General features: G+C 74.0%; 17 protein-coding genes. 7 read left to right on the top strand and 10 right to left on the bottom strand.

The annotated features are described in order from the left end of the window. Positions 1 to 143 precede the first annotated feature (143 nt). Both ACFV8H_RS21060 and ACFV8H_RS21055 read right to left on the bottom strand, forming a co-directional pair. Complete coding sequence (locus ACFV8H_RS21060; RefSeq protein ID WP_380401954.1) at positions 144 to 761, bottom strand: DNA-3-methyladenine glycosylase I; 618 nt, start codon at positions 759 to 761, stop codon at positions 144 to 146. Further along, complete coding sequence (locus tag ACFV8H_RS21055; RefSeq protein WP_380401951.1) at positions 758 to 1,186, bottom strand: DivIVA domain-containing protein; 429 nt, start codon at positions 1,184 to 1,186, stop codon at positions 758 to 760. Before ACFV8H_RS21055 ends, ACFV8H_RS21060 begins: the two co-directional genes overlap by 4 nt. A gap of 180 nt (positions 1,187 to 1,366) precedes the next feature. On the opposite strand from ACFV8H_RS21055, the gene folP reads away from it, so the two are divergent. Beyond that, positions 1,367 to 2,179 carry a dihydropteroate synthase gene (folP, locus tag ACFV8H_RS21050; protein ID WP_380401966.1) on the top strand — a complete coding sequence of 271 codons (813 nt, stop codon included), beginning with the start codon at positions 1,367 to 1,369 and terminating at the stop codon, positions 2,177 to 2,179. Between the two features lie 30 nt (positions 2,180 to 2,209). On the opposite strand, the gene ACFV8H_RS21045 is transcribed toward folP, so the two are convergent. Together ACFV8H_RS21045 and dapE are read right to left on the bottom strand one after the other, a co-directional pair. Further along, on the bottom strand, positions 2,210 to 3,019 hold the full coding sequence (locus ACFV8H_RS21045) for a TIGR00730 family Rossman fold protein (protein ID WP_375884776.1): 810 nt from the start codon (positions 3,017 to 3,019) through the stop codon (positions 2,210 to 2,212). Between the two features lie 110 nt (positions 3,020 to 3,129). Further along, positions 3,130 to 4,206 (bottom strand): succinyl-diaminopimelate desuccinylase, encoded by a 1,077-nt coding sequence (dapE, locus tag ACFV8H_RS21040; protein ID WP_375884773.1) that lies wholly within the window; start codon positions 4,204 to 4,206, stop codon positions 3,130 to 3,132. Positions 4,207 to 4,352: 146 nt separating this feature from the next. Here dapE and ACFV8H_RS21035 point away from each other — a divergent pair, with 146 nt between their 5' ends. Together ACFV8H_RS21035 and ACFV8H_RS21030 are read left to right on the top strand one after the other, a co-directional pair. Next, entirely contained in the window at positions 4,353 to 5,420 is a 1,068-nt protein-coding gene (locus ACFV8H_RS21035; RefSeq protein WP_375884770.1) for a hypothetical protein, read from the top strand. A 308-nt stretch (positions 5,421 to 5,728) separates the two neighbouring features. Further along, complete coding sequence (locus tag ACFV8H_RS21030) at positions 5,729 to 6,532, top strand: hypothetical protein (RefSeq protein ID WP_375884767.1); 804 nt, start codon at positions 5,729 to 5,731, stop codon at positions 6,530 to 6,532. 97 nt (positions 6,533 to 6,629) lie between these two features. Here the strand turns inward: ACFV8H_RS21030 and dapC are convergent, their stop codons facing one another. Then, the gene (dapC, locus tag ACFV8H_RS21025; RefSeq protein ID WP_380401946.1) at positions 6,630 to 7,793 is read right to left on the bottom strand and encodes a succinyldiaminopimelate transaminase; all 1,164 of its coding nucleotides are present in this window, start codon (positions 7,791 to 7,793) and stop codon (positions 6,630 to 6,632) included. Positions 7,794 to 7,813: 20 nt separating this feature from the next. Then, positions 7,814 to 8,140, bottom strand: coding sequence for a ferredoxin (gene fdxA / locus ACFV8H_RS21020; RefSeq protein WP_030287402.1), 327 nt, complete (start codon positions 8,138 to 8,140; stop codon positions 7,814 to 7,816). A gap of 135 nt (positions 8,141 to 8,275) precedes the next feature. On the opposite strand from fdxA, the gene ACFV8H_RS21015 reads away from it, so the two are divergent. Together ACFV8H_RS21015 and ACFV8H_RS21010 are read left to right on the top strand one after the other, a co-directional pair. Further along, positions 8,276 to 9,277, top strand: a complete 1,002-nt coding sequence (locus tag ACFV8H_RS21015) for a GNAT family N-acetyltransferase (protein ID WP_380401943.1) — start codon at positions 8,276 to 8,278, stop codon at positions 9,275 to 9,277. A 31-nt stretch (positions 9,278 to 9,308) separates the two neighbouring features. Continuing rightward, complete coding sequence (locus ACFV8H_RS21010) at positions 9,309 to 10,217, top strand: transglutaminase family protein (RefSeq protein WP_375884759.1); 909 nt, start codon at positions 9,309 to 9,311, stop codon at positions 10,215 to 10,217. Between the two features lie 35 nt (positions 10,218 to 10,252). Here the strand turns inward: ACFV8H_RS21010 and ACFV8H_RS21005 are convergent, their stop codons facing one another. Further along, on the bottom strand, positions 10,253 to 10,882 hold the full coding sequence (locus ACFV8H_RS21005; RefSeq protein ID WP_380401940.1) for a response regulator: 630 nt from the start codon (positions 10,880 to 10,882) through the stop codon (positions 10,253 to 10,255). A 64-nt stretch (positions 10,883 to 10,946) separates the two neighbouring features. Here ACFV8H_RS21005 and ACFV8H_RS21000 point away from each other — a divergent pair, with 64 nt between their 5' ends. After that, positions 10,947 to 11,891 carry a MerR family transcriptional regulator gene (locus tag ACFV8H_RS21000; RefSeq protein WP_380401937.1) on the top strand — a complete coding sequence of 315 codons (945 nt, stop codon included), beginning with the start codon at positions 10,947 to 10,949 and terminating at the stop codon, positions 11,889 to 11,891. Continuing rightward, positions 11,885 to 12,379 (top strand): GNAT family N-acetyltransferase, encoded by a 495-nt coding sequence (locus ACFV8H_RS20995; RefSeq protein ID WP_380401934.1) that lies wholly within the window; start codon positions 11,885 to 11,887, stop codon positions 12,377 to 12,379. Before ACFV8H_RS21000 ends, ACFV8H_RS20995 begins: the two co-directional genes overlap by 7 nt. On the opposite strand, the gene ACFV8H_RS20990 is transcribed toward ACFV8H_RS20995, so the two are convergent. Genes ACFV8H_RS20990 through ACFV8H_RS20980 form a run of 3 tightly spaced genes read right to left on the bottom strand, consistent with a single transcriptional unit; the run spans position 12,376 to position 15,325 of the window. Continuing rightward, the gene (locus tag ACFV8H_RS20990) at positions 12,376 to 13,635 is read right to left on the bottom strand and encodes a sensor histidine kinase (protein ID WP_380401931.1); all 1,260 of its coding nucleotides are present in this window, start codon (positions 13,633 to 13,635) and stop codon (positions 12,376 to 12,378) included. The genes ACFV8H_RS20995 and ACFV8H_RS20990 overlap by 4 nt on opposite strands. A gap of 8 nt (positions 13,636 to 13,643) precedes the next feature. After that, the gene (locus ACFV8H_RS20985; RefSeq protein ID WP_380401928.1) at positions 13,644 to 14,366 is read right to left on the bottom strand and encodes an ABC transporter permease; all 723 of its coding nucleotides are present in this window, start codon (positions 14,364 to 14,366) and stop codon (positions 13,644 to 13,646) included. After that, positions 14,363 to 15,325 carry an ABC transporter ATP-binding protein gene (locus tag ACFV8H_RS20980; RefSeq protein WP_380401925.1) on the bottom strand — a complete coding sequence of 321 codons (963 nt, stop codon included), beginning with the start codon at positions 15,323 to 15,325 and terminating at the stop codon, positions 14,363 to 14,365. Before ACFV8H_RS20980 ends, ACFV8H_RS20985 begins: the two co-directional genes overlap by 4 nt. Positions 15,326 to 15,403 lie beyond the last annotated feature (78 nt).

Genomic DNA, 15,403 nt, shown 5'->3' with positions numbered 1-15,403 from the left:
CGGGTGGGCGGGCGGGGCGGCGTTGGTGTGCGTGATTCGCTTGGGGGGGTTGGGAGCCCAATGCAGCGCATTGGCGACCGACGACAACGCGGCGAGGCGCGTGCCCCGGCGTCGCCCCGCAGACGGGAGTTTGAAGACGGACCCTAGGCCCTGTCCGCCCGCCGGCGGGCTCCGCGACCGCCGGTGCGGACGTGGCAGTCCGCCAGGTGGTCGTCGACCAGGCCGCAGGCCTGCATCAGGGCGTAGGCGGTGGTCGGGCCGACGAAGCGGAAGCCCGCCTTCTTGAGCGTCTTGGCCAGCGCCGTCGACTCGGGCGTGACGGCCGGCACCTCGGCGATCGTGCGGGGGGCCGGCCGGTCCGGGTCGACGGCGAACTGCCAGATCAGCGCGTCCAGACCGCCGTCCAGGTCGCGGGCGACCCGGGCGTTGGCGATCGCCGCCCGGATCTTGGCGCGGTTGCGGATGATCCCGGTGTCGGCGAGCAGCCGCTCCTCGTCGGCCTCGCCGAACTCGGCGACCTTGCCGATCTCGAAGCCGGCGAACGCGGCCCGGAAGCCCTCCCGGCGGCGCAGGATGGTCAGCCAGGACAGGCCGGACTGGAAGGCCTCCAGGCAGACCCGTTCGAACAGGGCGTCGTCGCCGTGCACCGGCCGGCCCCACTCGGTGTCGTGGTAGACCCGGTAGTCGTCGGTGGAGTCGCCCCAACCGCAGCGGCGCAGGCCGTCCGCGCCGAGCACGGTGCCACCCGGCGCCCCGGTCACCGGTCCTCCGCCGGCTTCGCGTCCTCGGGGGCCTGCGGCTTGGTGAGCGCGACGGCGGGCTCGACCACCGTGGCGAACTGCTCCAGGCCGGGCAGCGGTTCGGCGGCCGGGTCGGGGGCGCCGGTGGCCTCGACCGCGCCGCGCAGGTGGGCCGCGGCCTCCAGTTCGGCGATCCGTGCGTCGCGGTAGGCGAGTTCGGCGCCGAGGCGGTCCAGGACGTCGTCCACCTCGTCCATCCGGTAACCGCGCACGGCCATCGGCAGGCGCAGCTCGTCCACGTCCGTCTTGCTCAGCGGGCGGTCCTGCGGCAGCCGCGCGGCGATGCGGTCCGGCACCGCCTCCGGCATCGAGCCGCCCCCACCGAGCGCAACCAGCGCGGCGCCGCCGACCACCACGGCCATGGCGACCACGATCACCCAGAACACGAGCTGTCCTCCCGAACTCCCGGTCGGCCTCCTCCGAGGGGCCAGGGAACCGGGCTGATCATGACAGCATGGTCCCTAGTGAGGCCGGGGGCCATCATCGCACCCGCAGCAGCTGTGGAGGAGACATCGGTGGCACTGCGCCTGGGACCGCGCGAATTCGGTGACGACGAGCTGGTGATCATGGCGATCGTGAACCGGACCCCGGACTCGTTCTTCGACAAGGGGGCGACCTTCGCGGACGAGGCCGCGTTCGCCGCCGCCGACCGCGCGATGGCGCAGGGCGCGGCGATCCTGGACATCGGCGGGGTGAAGGCCGGGCCGGGCGACGAGGTCACGGTCGAGGAGGAACTGCGGCGCACCGTGCCGTTCGTGGCCGAGCTGCGCAAGCGCCACCCCGGGGCGGTGATCAGCGTGGACACCTGGCGGCACGAGGTCGGCGAGGCGGTCTGCGAGGCCGGCGCGGACCTGCTGAACGACGCCTGGGGCGGGGTCGACCCGAAGCTCGCCGAGGTGGCCGCCCGGTACGACGCCGGGCTGGTCTGCACCCACGCGGGCGGCGCCGAGCCGCGCACCCGGCCGCACCGGGCCGGGTACGAGGACGTGATGGCGGACATCCTGCGGGTCACCGTCGGGCTGGCCGAGCGGGCGGTGGGCCTGGGCGTCCGCCGGGACGCGGTGATCATCGACCCGGGGCACGACTTCGGCAAGAACACCCGGCACTCGCTGGAGGCGACCCGGCGGCTGCCGGAGATGACCGCGACCGGCTTCCCGGTGCTGGTGTCGCTCTCCAACAAGGACTTCGTCGGCGAGACCCTGGACCGGCCGGTGGACGAGCGGCTGCTCGGCACCCTGGCCACCACGGCGGTCTCGGCCTGGCTGGGCGCCCGCGTCTACCGGGTGCACCAGGTCGAGGAGACCCGCCAGGTGCTGGACATGGTCGCCTCGATCCGGGGCACCCGCCCCCCGGCGGTCGCCCGCCGGGGGCTGGCCTAGGAATCCCTCTTTGCGCTCGGCTCGCCCCCGCTAGATCTCGTTCGCGGGCCGGCGGGCGTCGGCGAGGATCTTCAGCACCTCGTCGATCTCGTCCGTGATGTGGAACAGCTCCAGGTCGCGCGGGGCCGCCTTGCCCTGCGCGACCAGGGTGTTCTTCAACCACTCGTAGAGGCCGCCCCAGTAGGCGCTGCCGAAGAGGATCACCGGGAAGCGGGTGACCTTCTTCGTCTGCACCAGGGTGAGCGCCTCGAACAGCTCGTCCAGCGTGCCGAGCCCACCGGGCAGCACCACGAAGCCCTGGGCGTACTTCACGAACATCGTCTTGCGGACGAAGAAGTAACGGAAGTTCAGCCCGAGGTCGACGAACTCGTTGAGGCCCTGCTCGAAGGGCAGCTCGATGCCGAGCCCGACGCTGAGGCCGCCGGCCTCCGTGGCGCCGCGGTTGGCGGCCTCCATCGCGCCCGGGCCGCCGCCGGTGATCACCGCGTAGCCGGCCTCCGCCAGGGCCCGGCCGATGGCCACCCCGGCCTCGTACTCGGGCGAGTCGGCCGGGGTCCGGGCCGAGCCGAACACGCTGATCGCGGGCGGGAGTTCGGCGAGGGCGCCGAAGCCCTCGACGAACTCGGAGGTGATCCGCAGCACCCGCCAGGGATCGGTGTGCAGCCAGTCGGTGGGGCCCGTGGTGTCCAGCAGGCGCTGGTCCGTGGTGCTGGTGCCGACCTGGTCCCGGCGCACGAGCACCGGGCCCTTCTGCTTCTCGGGCCAGGCCTTCTTCTTCCGCGGCACGCCGACCTGCTCGGGGCCGTGTCCGTACTGCTTGTCGTCTCCTGTGCCTGTCATGACGAAACCCTACGCCGACCTTCCCCCGATTTCAGGCAACGGGGGAAGGTCGGTTGGGCAACCGGAAGATGGCGTTCGACCGCCCCGGGGACCGACCGCGAACTTTCGATTCAGCTGGTCAGCCAGGCCCGCAGGCGGTCCTCGGTCTCGGCGATGGCGCTCAGCGAGCAGTGCTCGTCCCGCTTGTGCGCGAAGTTCGGGTCGCCCGGTCCGTAGTTGACCGCCGGGACGCCGAGCGCGCTGAACCGGGCGACGTCGGTCCAGCCGAACTTGGCCCGGGCCTGGCCGCCGGTGGCCGCCAGGAAGGCCTTGGCGGCGGGCTGGGACAGGCCGGGGAGGGCGCCGGGGGCGAAGTCGGTCACGGTCAGCTCGAAGCCGTCGAAGACCTCGCGGACGTGCTTCTCCGCCTCGGCCTCGCTGCGGTCCGGCGCGTAGCGGAAGTTGACCGTGATGACGCACTCGTCCGGGATCACGTTGCCGGCCACGCCGCCGTCGATCCGCACCGCGTTGAGGCCCTCGCGGTACTCCAGGCCGTCGATCTCCACCCGGCGCGGCCGGTAGTCGGCCAGCCGGGTGAGCGCCTCGGCGGCGTGGTGGATGGCGTTGTCGCCGAGCCAGCTGCGGGCCGCGTGGGCGCGCACGCCGCTGAGCCGCACCTGCGCCCGCAGGGTGCCCTGGCAGCCGCCCTCGACCATGGCCCCGCTGGGCTCCATCAGCACCGCGAAGTCGGCGGCCAGCCAGTCCGGGCGGTCCTTGGCGAGGTGGCCGAGGCCGTTGCGGGAGGCCTCCACCTCCTCGCAGTCGTAGAACACGTAGGTGAGGTCGCGGTTGGGCTCGGTCAGGGTGGCGGCGAGGCGCAGCGCCACGGCCACGCCGGACTTCATGTCGGAGGTGCCGCAGCCGTAGAGCAGGTCGCCGTCGACGTACGAGGGCAGGTTGTCGGCGATCGGCACGGTGTCCAGGTGGCCGGCCAGCACGACGCGCTCGGCGCGGCCCAGGTTCGTCCGGGCGACCACGTTGTTGCCGTAGCGGTCCACGGTCAGGTGCGGGTAGCCGCGCAGGGCGGCCTCGACGGCGTCGGCGAGCGCCTGCTCGTCGCCGCTCACCGAGGGGAAGTCGACGAGGCGCGCGGTCAGCGTGCCGCCGTCGAGGGTCAGGTCCAGGGGCGTCGGGTTCGGGCTGCTCATGACGTCAGCCTAGTGCCGTCGGATCGGCACTCCGCGTGGTCGTCCTGTGACCAGGAACGCCCGCGGACCGGCAACCGGAATGCGCCGCACATCCGTCCGAGTGGGTACGGTGTCGGATCAAGAAGGCGGGCGCGAGAGGGGCGACGGTGGCCAGGAGAAGGAACAGCGAGGAGCTGGGCGACGAGCTGGGCGACGAAGAGGCGCCCCGCCGTCGTGGTCCGGTCCGCGCGCTGTTGCTCGTGCTGGTCGGGCTGATCGGCCTGGCGATGGTCGCGGGCCTGGCGGTGGTCGGGATCTGGTGGTTCGGTTTCCGGCAGGGCGCCACCGAGGAGTGCTCCGTGAAGACGGCCGCCGGCAGCGGCACGCTGGAGCTGCCGCAGGCCGCCAACGCGGCGACGATCGCCGCGGTGGCGCGTTCCCGGGGCCTGCCGGACCGGGCGACGGCGATCTCGCTGGCGACCGCGATGCAGGAGTCCAAGCTGCGCAACCTCGCGGGCGGCGACCGGGACTCGATCGGCCTGTTCCAGCAGCGGCCCTCGATGGGCTGGGGCACCCCGGAGCAGATCGCGGACCCGGTGTACGCGACCAACAAGTTCCTGGACGGTCTGGTCAAGGTGCCCGGCTACACCCGGTTGCCGCTGACCGACGCGGCCCAGGCGGTGCAGAAGAGCGGCTACCCGCAGGCGTACGCCAAGCACGAGACCAAGGCGACGCTGCTCACCTCGGCGCTGGCCGGCCGGGAGCCCGCCTCGTTCACCTGCGTGGTGAAGGACTACGCCAAGCCGGACCCGGCCGACTCGCCGTCGCCGACGGCGGGCGCGACGTCCGCCCCGGCCGCGCAGCCGGACCGCACCCAGGTGCTGTCCGACCGGGTGCGCCGGGAGTTCGGCAAGACGGTCAACCCGGCGGCCGGCTACGCCTCGACGATCAAGGGCGCGGAGAACGCCGTCGCGCTGACCCCGGACCCGGCCGCCGCCGCGCTGACCACCTCGGCGGACGCCGGGGCCGACGCCGGGGCGTCCGCCGAGCGGGCCAGCGGCTGGGAGGTGGCCCACTGGGCGGTCGCCCAGGCCCAGCAGCTGGGCATCGCGACGGTCGCCTACGACGGGAAGATCTGGCGCAAGTCCGAGTCCGAGGACGGCTGGCAGACCCAGACCTCGGGGACGTCGACCAAGCTCGTCCAGGTCACCCTGGCGCCGTACGGAAAGGGCTGACGCACTCACGTTCGGGTAGCCGCCGGACGGGTGATTCCGGTCAACCGCGGTGGACCGGCCGCCCGTTCCGGCGACCCCGGCCGGAGAACCGTCACTCCCCTTGCCCGGGGCGGCCCGACGGCCTCCCGCGAGGCCGGGACGGACGCCTGCTGCGGTCCTACGATCCGATGGTCGGTCAGGCGCGTTCCTTGCTCCGGCCGAAACCTTCTGGCTTCTCAAGCGGTATCAACGTCGTCCGCCAGGTCCCGTCCGCACCCGGATCGTCCACCCGGCGGACGGGACGGACCCAGACCCCTTCGAGGAGCCTCATGTCTCACCCCCTCACGCGCCGGATCGCCCAGGCCGCGCTCGTCGTGGCCGCCGGAGCGACCCCGCTGGTCGCGGCCGGCTCCGCGTCCGCCCTGGGCGGGGACGCCCTGCTTCCCAAGAGCGACCTCGCGGCGCCGCTGGGCCAGCTGACCAACACCGACACCGGTTCCACCCTGCAGCACACCACCCACCAGCTCGGCCAGGCCGCCGGCACCACCGGCGCGGCCACCGTCGCCGCCGGCGTACCGGCCTCCGCCGACGCCGCCGGGAACATCGTCGCCCACCAGCTCCCCGAGGCGAACGAGAAGGCCAGCTCGCTGACCGCCCCGGTGGACCAGACCGCCGCCACCACCGGCCAGCTCTCCGCCGTCACCCCGAGGGTCGCCTCGGCGCTCGCGGGCAAGCTCGGCGAGGCCGTCACCGGCAAGGGCATGGGCACCCGCAGCGCCAACGCCGGCAGCAGCCCGGTCGGCGGCCTCGGCCAGGCCGGTGCGCTCGCCCACGCGGTGCCCGGCGCCGACAAGCTCTCCGGCGCCGTCCCCGGCACCGACGCCCTCACCGGCGCGCTGCCCACCAGCGCCGTGGAGCGCGCCCTGCCGCTCGGCTCGGTCGAGCACGCGCTGCCCGGCGGCCTGCCCGCCACCGACGTCCTCGGCCTGGCCGAGCACGGTTCGGCCAACCGGCTCGGCGGGGCCGACCTCGGCCCGAACAACCCGCTGTCCGGCCTCACCAACTCGCTCGGCCCGGTCGGCGGCCTGCTGGGCGGCGTGAACGGCGGCAGCATCAGCGGCCTGCCGCTCTAGGTCCGCGGTCGACCGCGGCCGCCCCCGCCGCGGTCCGCACGCGCGGGAGGGGCCGGTGTTCCGTTGCGGAACACCGGCCCCTCCGTCGTACCCGCCGTCAGCGCGCCGCGGCCAGCCGCTCCACGGCCGCGGCGACCCGCTCGTCGGTCGCGGTGAACGCGACCCGGACGAAGCCGGCGCCGGACGGCCCGTAGAAGTCACCGGGCGCCACCAGGATGCCCAGCCCGGCCAGTTCGGCCACGGTCTCCCAGCACGGGCGGTCCTGGGTCGCCCACAGGTACAGGCTCGCCTCGGAGTGCTCGACCCGGAAGCCGTACGCCTCCAGCGCCGCCCGCAGCGCCGAGCGCCGGGCCGCGTACCGCTCCCGCTGCTCGGCCACGTGCGCGTCGTCGGCGAGCGCCGCGATCGTCGCCGCCTGGACGGGCGCCGGCACGATCATGCCGCCGTGCTTGCGCAGCCCCAGCAGCTCCCCGACCACCACCGGGTCGCCCGCCACGAAGGACGCGCGGTAGCCGGCCAGGTTGGAGCGCTTGGAGAGCGAGTGGACGGCCAGCAGGCCCTCGTGCTGTGTTCCGTCCCCGGGGTCCCCGCAGACGTCCGGGTGCAGGACGGAGACCGGTTCGGCCTCCCAGCCCAGCTCGAAGTAGCACTCGTCGCTGACCAGCAGCACCCGGTGCTCCCGGGCCCACTCGACGGCGCGGCGCAGCTCGTCCGCGCCGAGCACCCGGCCGGTCGGGTTGGACGGCGAGTTCACCCAGAGCAGGCGCACCCGGGAGCCGTCCAGCTCGTCCACCGAGTCGTACTCGACCGGCTCGGCGCCGCACAGCCGGGCGCCCACCTCGTAGGTCGGGTAGGCCAGTCGCGGGTAGGCGACCTGGTCGCCCGGGCCGAGGCCGAGCTGGGTCGGCAGCGAGGCCACCAGCTCCTTGGAGCCGACGGTCGGCAGGACGGCCCGCGGGCCGATCTCGGCGCCGCAGCGGCGGTTCAGCCAGCCGGCGATCGCCTCGCGCAGCTCCAGCGGGCCCCAGACGGTCGGGTACCCCGGCGTGTCGGTGTGGGCCGCCAGCGCCTTCTGGATCAGCTCGGGGACCGGGTCCACCGGGGTGCCGACGGAGAAGTCGCAGAGGCCACCGGGGTGGGCGACGGCGGTGGCCTTGTAGGGCTCCAGCTTGTCCCAGGGGAACACCGGGAGCCGGTCGGAAACGCGGCGCGCCGCCCCCGGGTGACCCGGGAACGGCGCGCGCGTGCTGTTGGTGTTCACAGCTCAGTAGCCACCGATCGTCAGTGGTCGGCGTTCTGCGGCGGCAGCGCGGCGATGAACGGGTGGTCCCGCTCGATCAGGCCGAGCTTGGAGGCGCCGCCGGGCGAACCCAGGTCGTCGAAGAACTCGACGTTCGCCTTGTAGTAGTCCTTCCACTCCTCCGGAGTGTCGTCCTCGTAGAAGATCGCCTCGACCGGGCAGACCGGCTCGCACGCGCCGCAGTCGACACACTCATCCGGGTGGATGTAGAGGGAGCGCTGGCCCTCGTAGATGCAGTCAACCGGGCACTCTTCGATGCACGCCTTGTCCTTCACGTCGACACAAGGCTGCGCGATGACGTAGGTCACGCTGTCGTTCCTCCTCGGAAGGGCCTGTCGGCCCGTTCTGTTCTGCTGCCGTGCGCGGTGTGAGCGCGGCGTCGTCGATGCCCGCCCCTAGTATCGCGGGTCGGAGCAGGCAAATGCACAGGAGGTGGCCGGATCATGACCCGAGACCAGCTGGAACGGCGTCCGGAAGTCCGGATAGATCGCTCTGACGTGGGTCTTCGCGTGTCCGTGCGACGCCTCTCGGAGTTCGTGGACGACCGTCCGGTGTTCCGCGATGTGATCGGCGTGCTCACATCGTGGGACGATCACGGGCTCACGGTCGAGCCCCGATCGGGCGGTCCGGTGACCTTCCCGGAGAAGCTGCTGGTCGCGGGCAAGGTCGTGCCGCTCTTCCCGGCGCGGCGCGCGGAGATGCCCGCCGCCACGCCGGTCGAACTCCAGCGGACCGCCGGGCGCGGCTGGCCGGGCGTCGAGCAGGAGGCGCTCGGCGAGTGGACGCTGCGCGCCGCGGCCGGGTTCACCCAGCGCGCCAACTCCGTCCAGGCGCTCGGCGATCCGGGCCTGCCGCTGCCCGCGGCCCTGGCCGCCGTCCGGGACTGGTACGCGGCGCGCGGACTGCCCGCCCTGGTCGAGGTGATCACCCCCGGGACGGCCGACGACCTCAGGCCGCTGCTCGGCCCGCCGCGCTCCCCCACCCAGGTGCGCACCGCCCCGCTGGCCGCGCTCGCCCGGACCGGCACCGGGCACGAACGCGTGCGGCTCGCGCGGACCGCGGGCGAGGACTGGATGTCCCTGTACGGGAAGCTGAGCGAGGACCCGGCGGCGCGCGAGGCGGCCCGCCGGGTGCTGCACGGCGGCCCGTCGGTCTGGTTCGCCACCGTCCCCGGCGCCCCCGGGCAGCCGCCGCTGGCGATCGGACGCTGCGTCATCGACGGCCCGTGGGCCTGCTTCGGCGCCATCGAGGTCCAGCCGTACGCCCGGCGGGCCGGACTGGCGACCACGGTGATGGCGGTGCTCGCCGCCCGCGCGGCGGAGGAGGGGGCGAGCGGCGCGTACCTGCAGGTCGAGGCGGAGAACGACGGTGCGGGGGCGCTCTATGACGGACTCGGCTTCACGACCAGTCACACTTACCACTACGCGCTCCTCCCCCAGGAGTAGTCGCCCGACCGTTCCCTCCTGGTATGTCCGCTTGTCCGTCCGTCGTACGAAGGCCGTCGCCGTCACCGTGACCGAGCACAGCAGAGACCGCTTCCGGACCGCCGCCCGCTCCGAGCAGCCCGACCCGGTGCTGCTCTGCCTGCTCGCCGCCGCCGAGCACGACCCGGTCCTCGATCCGGGCGACCCGGGCGAACCGCCCGGCGTGGACACCCTGCTGGCCGCCTGCGAGGCCGCCCTCGACCGGCACGCGGCCGCCGTCCGGCTCGCCGTCGCCGAACGCTCGCCGTCCGGGCCGGAGGAGACCGCCGCACTGCTCGCCGCCGTGCTCGGCGGCCGGGAACGCTTCCACGGGCGCCAGTCCGACTACCGCCGGCTGGAGTCCTCGCTGCTGCCCGACGTCCTGCGGCGCCGGCGCGGACTGCCGATCATGCTCTCGCTGGTGTGGACGGCCGTCGGCCGCCGGGCCGGGCTCACCGTGCACGGCATCGCCCTGCCCGGCCACTTCATCGTCGCGGTCGGCGGCCCGGCCGGCGGCGAGGAGTACGTCCTCGCCGACCCCTTCCACGGCGGGCGGCTGCTCGACCCCGCCGACGTCGAGCGCCTGGTCGCCGCCTCCGGGCACGACTTCACCCCCGCACTGCTCACCCCCGCCCAGCCGCTGGACATCGTGCTGCGGGTGCTCGGCAACATCCGGGCCTGGGCCGCCGACCGGCCCGAACAGGCCCGCACCCAGCTGTGGGCCACCGAACTCGCCCTGCTGCTCCCCCGGCACCCGGCCCAGCTCCGCCTGGAACGGGCCGAACTCCTGGTGCGGATGGGCGACTTCCTCGGCGGCTCGGCGGAGATGGACGACTACGCGCGGATCCTGGACGCCTTCGACCCGGACACCGCCGCCAAGGTCCGCCAGGAGGCCCGGGCGGCCCGCCACCGGCTCAACTGACCAACCCCGCCGGAGAGGCCGGCCCCGCCGGAGCGTTACAGCCAGCCCTTCTCCCGGGCGATCCGGACCGCCTCGGTGCGGTTGCGCGCCTCGGTCTTCTGGATCGCCATCGAGAGGTAGTTGCGGACCGTCCCCTCCGACAGGTGCAGCCGCCTGGCGATGTCCGCGTTCACCGCGCCGTCCGCGGCCGCGCCCAGCACGTCCCGCTCGCGCGCGGTCAGCGGATTGGCGCCCTCGGCCAGCGCGGCCGCCGCCAGCGCCGGGTCGATCACCCGCTCGCCGCGCAGCACCCGGCGGATCGCCTCGGCCAGCTCGGACGCCGGCGCGTCCTTCACCAGGAAGGCGTCCGCCCCCGACTCCATCGCCCGGCGCAGGTAGCCGGGGCGGCCGAAGGTCGTCGCGATGACCACCCGCGTCCCCGGCGCCCGGACGCGCAGCTCGGCGGCCGCCTCGATGCCCGTCATCCCCGGCATCTCGATGTCCAGCACGGCGACCTGCACCTCGTTCGCCAGCACCGCCGCCACCACCTCGTCCCCGCGGCCGACCTGCGCCACGACGTCGATGTCCCCCTCCAGCCCGAGCAGCGCCGCCAGCGCCTCCCGGACCATCCCCTGGTCCTCGGCGAGCAGCACGCGGATCGAGGGGCCGTTCTCTGCAGTACCCATGGCCACGACCTTAGAGGGAAAGGGGCTTGAGTCTCCGGCAGGGGGAGACCCCACAGTGGTGCCCATGGACGGCAGCGAAACGCTCTACTCGATCGGCGACCTCTCCCGGCGCACCGGACTCACCGTCAAGGCCATCCGGTTCTACGCCGACACCGGCCTGGTCCCGCCCACCGACCGCACCACCGCCGGCTACCGCCGCTACGACCTCCACGGCCTCGCCCGGCTGGACCTCGTCCGCACCCTGCGCGAACTCGGGCTCGACCTGCCCGCGATCCGCCGGGTGCTGGAGCGCCAGGCCCCGCTGCACGAGGTCGTCGCGGCGCACGCGGAGGCCCTGGAGGTGCAGATCCGCACTCTGCGGCTGCGCCGGGCCGTCCTGCTCGCCGTCGCCCAACGTTCGTCCACCCCGGAGGAGATGACACTCATGCACAAGCTCGCCCGACTGTCCGACGCCGAACGCCGCCGGCTCGTCCACGACTTCATCGACGAGACCTTCGGCGACCTGGACGCCAACCCCGAGTTCGTCGCCATGCTGCGCTCGGCGATGCCCGAACTGCCGGACGAACCACGGCCGGAGCAGGTCGAGGCCTGGGTCGAGCTGGGCGAGCTCGTCCAGGACCCGGACTTCCGGGCGGCGGTGCGGCGGATGGCCGAGCACCAGGCCGTCGAACGGGCGGACGGCGACCGGGGCGGGCTGCACGCGGCGCTGACCGGGACGGTACGGACGGTGGTCGGCGCGGCCCTGGCCGAGGGCATCGCGCCCTCCTCCCCGGCCGCCGACCCCGTCCTGGACACCCTCACCGCCGCGTACGCCGAGACCTTCCGGCGCCCCGACGACCCCGCCCTCCGCTCGTGGCTGCTGGCCCGCCTCACCACGGCCGACGACCCGCGCGCCGAGCGCTACTGGCAGTTGCTGGCCGTCATCAACGGCTGGCCGGTGCCGGAGGGCCTGCGGGAGGTATTCGGGTGGCTCACCGAAGCCCTGCGCAGCAGACTGACCGGATGCTGACCCTGGAGCCCCTGCGCCCCGACCACGCCGCCGCCGTCCTCGCCTTCGAACTCGCCAACCGCGCCTGGTTCGCCCGGACCGTGCCCGACCGCGGGGACGCCTACTTCACCGCGGCCGGGTTCGCCGAGCGCCACGCCGCCCTGCTCGCCGAACAGACCGAGGGCACCGGCCGGTTCCACCTCGTCCTCGGCCCGGACGGCGCGCTGGTCGGCCGGATCAACCTGGTGGACCTCGTGGACGGCAGCGCCGAACTCGGCTACCGCGTCGCCGAGTCCGCCGCCGGGCAGGGCCTCGCCAAGGCCGCCGTCGCGCTGGTCTGCCGACTCGCCGCCGACGCCTACGGCCTGCACGCGCTGACCGCCGCCACCACCCTCGACAACCCGGCGTCCCGGGCCGTCCTGACCGGCAGCGGATTCACGGTCACCGGGCAGTGCCGGCTCGGCGGACGCCCGGGCCTGCGCTACCGCCGCGCCCTGGACGGGCGCTAGGAGGCCGTGGAGGCCCCGGGGGACGGGGCGGGGACCGGGCGCAGGGGTACCGAGGCCCGGATCCGGAAGCCCTTGCCACGCTCCCCCGGGCCGGTCTCCAGCCGGCCGCCCACCAGGGCGAGGCGCTCCTCCAGTCCGGAGAGCCCGTTCCCCGGTTGGGACTTGCCCGGGCCGGGACCGTTGTCGGTGATCTCCAGGACGGCGTACCGCTCGCCGCCGCCGTCCCAGCTCTCGTCCGCCGTCACCGTGCAGACGGTGGCCCCCTCGCCGTGCCGGACGATGTTGGTGACCGCCTCGCGCAGCGCCCAGGCCAGCGCGCCCGCCTCCTCATTGGCCAGCGACGGCCAGGCGTCCACCAGCTCCGGCGCGGCCTCCAGCCGGACCTGCGCGGCGGCCAGCGCCGTCCGGGCGGCGGCGAGTTCGACCGGCAGGGTGGGGCGGCGGAAGCCGGTCACGGCCTCCCGCACGTCGATCAGCGACTGCCGGGCGACCTGCTCGATCTCGGCGACCTGCGCCCGCGCCGCCTCGTCCTTGCCCGCGTCCATGAAGCGGCCGGCCAGCTCGCTCTTGAGGGTGATCAGCGAGAGCGAGTGCCCGAGCAGGTCGTGCAGGTCGCGGGCGAGCCGCAGCCGCTCCTCGGAGGCGGCCAGGTGGGCGACGGCGGCCCGGGCCTCGCGCAGTTCCTTCATGGTGGTGACCAGCCGCTGCAGGCCGGTCATCGCGACGCCGGAGAGGAAGGCGCTGAGGGCGAAGGTGGTGGTGCTGTCGTTGTCCGCGTGGATCGCCAGGCCTGTTCCGGCGGTGAGCAGGGCCATCGCGACCAGGGCGCGCAGCGCGTGCTTCACCGGGGTGATCACCGCGAGGCACACCGAGGCGTAGATGAACATGGTCAGGAACGCGCCGCCGAGCACCGCGGCGGAGGCCACCGCGAGCACGATCATCGTCCCGACGATCACCTGGCAGGCCCGCGGCTTCATCCCCGCCTGCGAGCGGAAGATCACCAGCAGGACGTAGGCGGCCACGAAGACCGCCAGGCAGACCCAGCCGAAGACCTGCTCGGCCCCGCTGTGGCCGCCGTTCAGCAGGCTGCTCGCCGGGTAGGCCAGGTAGGTCATCCACAGCAGCATCCAGGCGACCTTGACGGTCATCTGCCGCCGGGTCTCCACCGGGGCGCCCGGGACGTTCATGAAGGAGGCGCGCACCGGACCGGCCTCCCCCGGTTCGTCGGGGCGGTCGGTCCGGTGCTCGTCGGTCATGGTGGTCATCATGCCCGGCGGGCGTCACGCCGGTACAGCACCGCTGCGCCGGCGACGAACACCGCGAAGAAGGCGGCCAGTCCGGCGACCGCGGCCAGGTCCAGGGAGTGCCCGGGCTGGGTGAAGGTGGCCAGCTTGTTGTACAGGAACACCGGGTTGAAGCGGGCGAGGCCCTCCAGCGAGCCGCTCACCGGGAACCAGGTGCCGCCGAGCAGCGCCATCGCCATGTAGGTGATCATCACGATCGGCTGCACCGCGTCCGGCGCCGCCGCGTAGCCCAGCGCCACCCCCAGCGCGGCGAAGACGAAGCTGCCCAGCCAGAGCGCAGCCGCCAGCCCGATCCACTGCGGCGCGCTCAGCGAGACGCCCTGGACGGCCCCGACCGCGAAGACCACCAGGATCGCCGGCAGCGTGGTCACCGCGGTCGCCGTGATCTTGCCGACGGTGTACGCCCGGCCGGGCAGCGCGGTCAGCCGCAGCTGGCGCGTCCAGCCGCTCTTGCGCTCCAGCGAGATCCGCTGCGCGTTGCCGGTGAGCACCGCGCCGACCGCGCCGAAGGTGGCCATCGAGACCATGAAGTAGGTCTTCACGGGGAGGCCGCCGGCCTGGTTGCCGGAGCCGTAGGCGTTGATGAAGAAGACGTACATCAGCGCCGGGTAGAGCACCGTGAAGAACAGGTAGCGCCGGTTGCGGAGGGTCCGCAGGATCTCCAGCTTGATCAGGGTGGTCATCGCACGCTCTCCTTCTCGGCGTCGGCCCGGCGGTCCAGCTCGCCCGTGATGGTCAGGAAGGCCTGCTCCAGGCCGACCCCCGCGACCTCCAGGCCGCGCGGGTACAGGCCCGCCCGGTAGATCCCGGCGACGCCGGCGTCGGCGTCCGCGGTCCGGATCCGCACCGTCCGCACCCCCGGGACGCGGGCGGTGACGTCCAGCGCCTGCACGCCCGGCAGGGAGCGCAGCACGGCCTCGTCGAAGCGGACGTCCGCGGGGAGGTCGGCGTCGTGGAGTTCGAAGGCGATCCGGCGGGCCCCGGCGCGCGCCTTGATCTCCGCGGAGCTGCCGTCGGCGATCAGCCGGCCCCGGTGCAGCACCAGGACGCGGTCGGCGATCGAGTCGGCCTCCTCCAGGTAGTGGGTGGCGAACAGCACCGTGCGCCCGGCGTCGGCCTGCGCGCGCATGCTCGCCCAGAACGCCTGCCGGACGCTGACGTCCATGCCGGTGGTGGGCTCGTCCAGCACGATCAGGTCGCTGTCGCCGGCGATCGCCAGGGCGAAGCGGACCCGCTGCTCCTGGCCGCCGGACAGCTTGTCGACCCGGCGTTCGGCGATCTCCTCGATCCCGGCGTCGGCCAGCACCTCCGTGACCGACCGGCCGCGCGGGTGCACCTTGCAGGCGAGCTCGACGATCTCGCGGACCTTGACGTCGGTCATCAGCCCGCCGCTCTGCAGCATCGCGCCGACCCGGCCGTCCGCGATCGCCGCCCGCGGGGTGGCGCCGAACAGTGTGACGCTGCCCTGGTCGGGTTCGCGCAGGCCGAGCAGCAGGTCCAGGCTGGTGGACTTCCCGGCGCCGTTCGGGCCGAGCAGGGCGACGGTCTCGCCCGGCCGCAGCACGAGGTCCAGGCCGTCCACGGCGCGCACCCGCCCGTAGCTCTTGCCGACGCCGCGGAAGGCGGCCACCTCGGTAACCATCGCCCGGCTCCTCTCCCTGGTGGGGTCCGGTGCGGAGCTGTCCGCACCACCCCAGGGTCCCGCCGGGGCCGGGTCCGG

The sequence above is a fragment of the Kitasatospora sp. NPDC059827 genome, from assembly GCF_042731675.1.
GTDB lineage: Bacteria > Actinomycetota > Actinomycetes > Streptomycetales > Streptomycetaceae > Kitasatospora.
The sequence above is the reverse complement of the archived record's forward strand: the minus strand, read 5'-3'. Positions and strand labels throughout refer to the sequence as shown.

Bases quoted from the DNA above. Each gene is read 5' to 3' on its own strand.
- folP (WP_380401966.1), top strand. From the start codon at position 1,367: ATGGCGATCGTGAACCGGACCCCGGACTCGTTCTTCGACAAGGGGGCG.
- ACFV8H_RS21045 (WP_375884776.1), bottom strand. From the start codon at position 3,019: ATGACAGGCACAGGAGACGACAAGCAGTACGGACACGGCCCCGAGCAG.
- dapE (WP_375884773.1), bottom strand. From the start codon at position 4,206: ATGAGCAGCCCGAACCCGACGCCCCTGGACCTGACCCTCGACGGCGGC.
- ACFV8H_RS21030 (WP_375884767.1), top strand. From the start codon at position 5,729: ATGTCTCACCCCCTCACGCGCCGGATCGCCCAGGCCGCGCTCGTCGTG.
- ACFV8H_RS21015 (WP_380401943.1), top strand. From the start codon at position 8,276: ATGACCCGAGACCAGCTGGAACGGCGTCCGGAAGTCCGGATAGATCGC.
- ACFV8H_RS21005 (WP_380401940.1), bottom strand. From the start codon at position 10,882: ATGGGTACTGCAGAGAACGGCCCCTCGATCCGCGTGCTGCTCGCCGAG.
- ACFV8H_RS21000 (WP_380401937.1), top strand. From the start codon at position 10,947: ATGGACGGCAGCGAAACGCTCTACTCGATCGGCGACCTCTCCCGGCGC.
- ACFV8H_RS20995 (WP_380401934.1), top strand. From the start codon at position 11,885: ATGCTGACCCTGGAGCCCCTGCGCCCCGACCACGCCGCCGCCGTCCTC.
- ACFV8H_RS20990 (WP_380401931.1), bottom strand. From the start codon at position 13,635: ATGACCGACGAGCACCGGACCGACCGCCCCGACGAACCGGGGGAGGCC.
- ACFV8H_RS20985 (WP_380401928.1), bottom strand. From the start codon at position 14,366: ATGACCACCCTGATCAAGCTGGAGATCCTGCGGACCCTCCGCAACCGG.
- ACFV8H_RS20980 (WP_380401925.1), bottom strand. From the start codon at position 15,325: ATGGTTACCGAGGTGGCCGCCTTCCGCGGCGTCGGCAAGAGCTACGGG.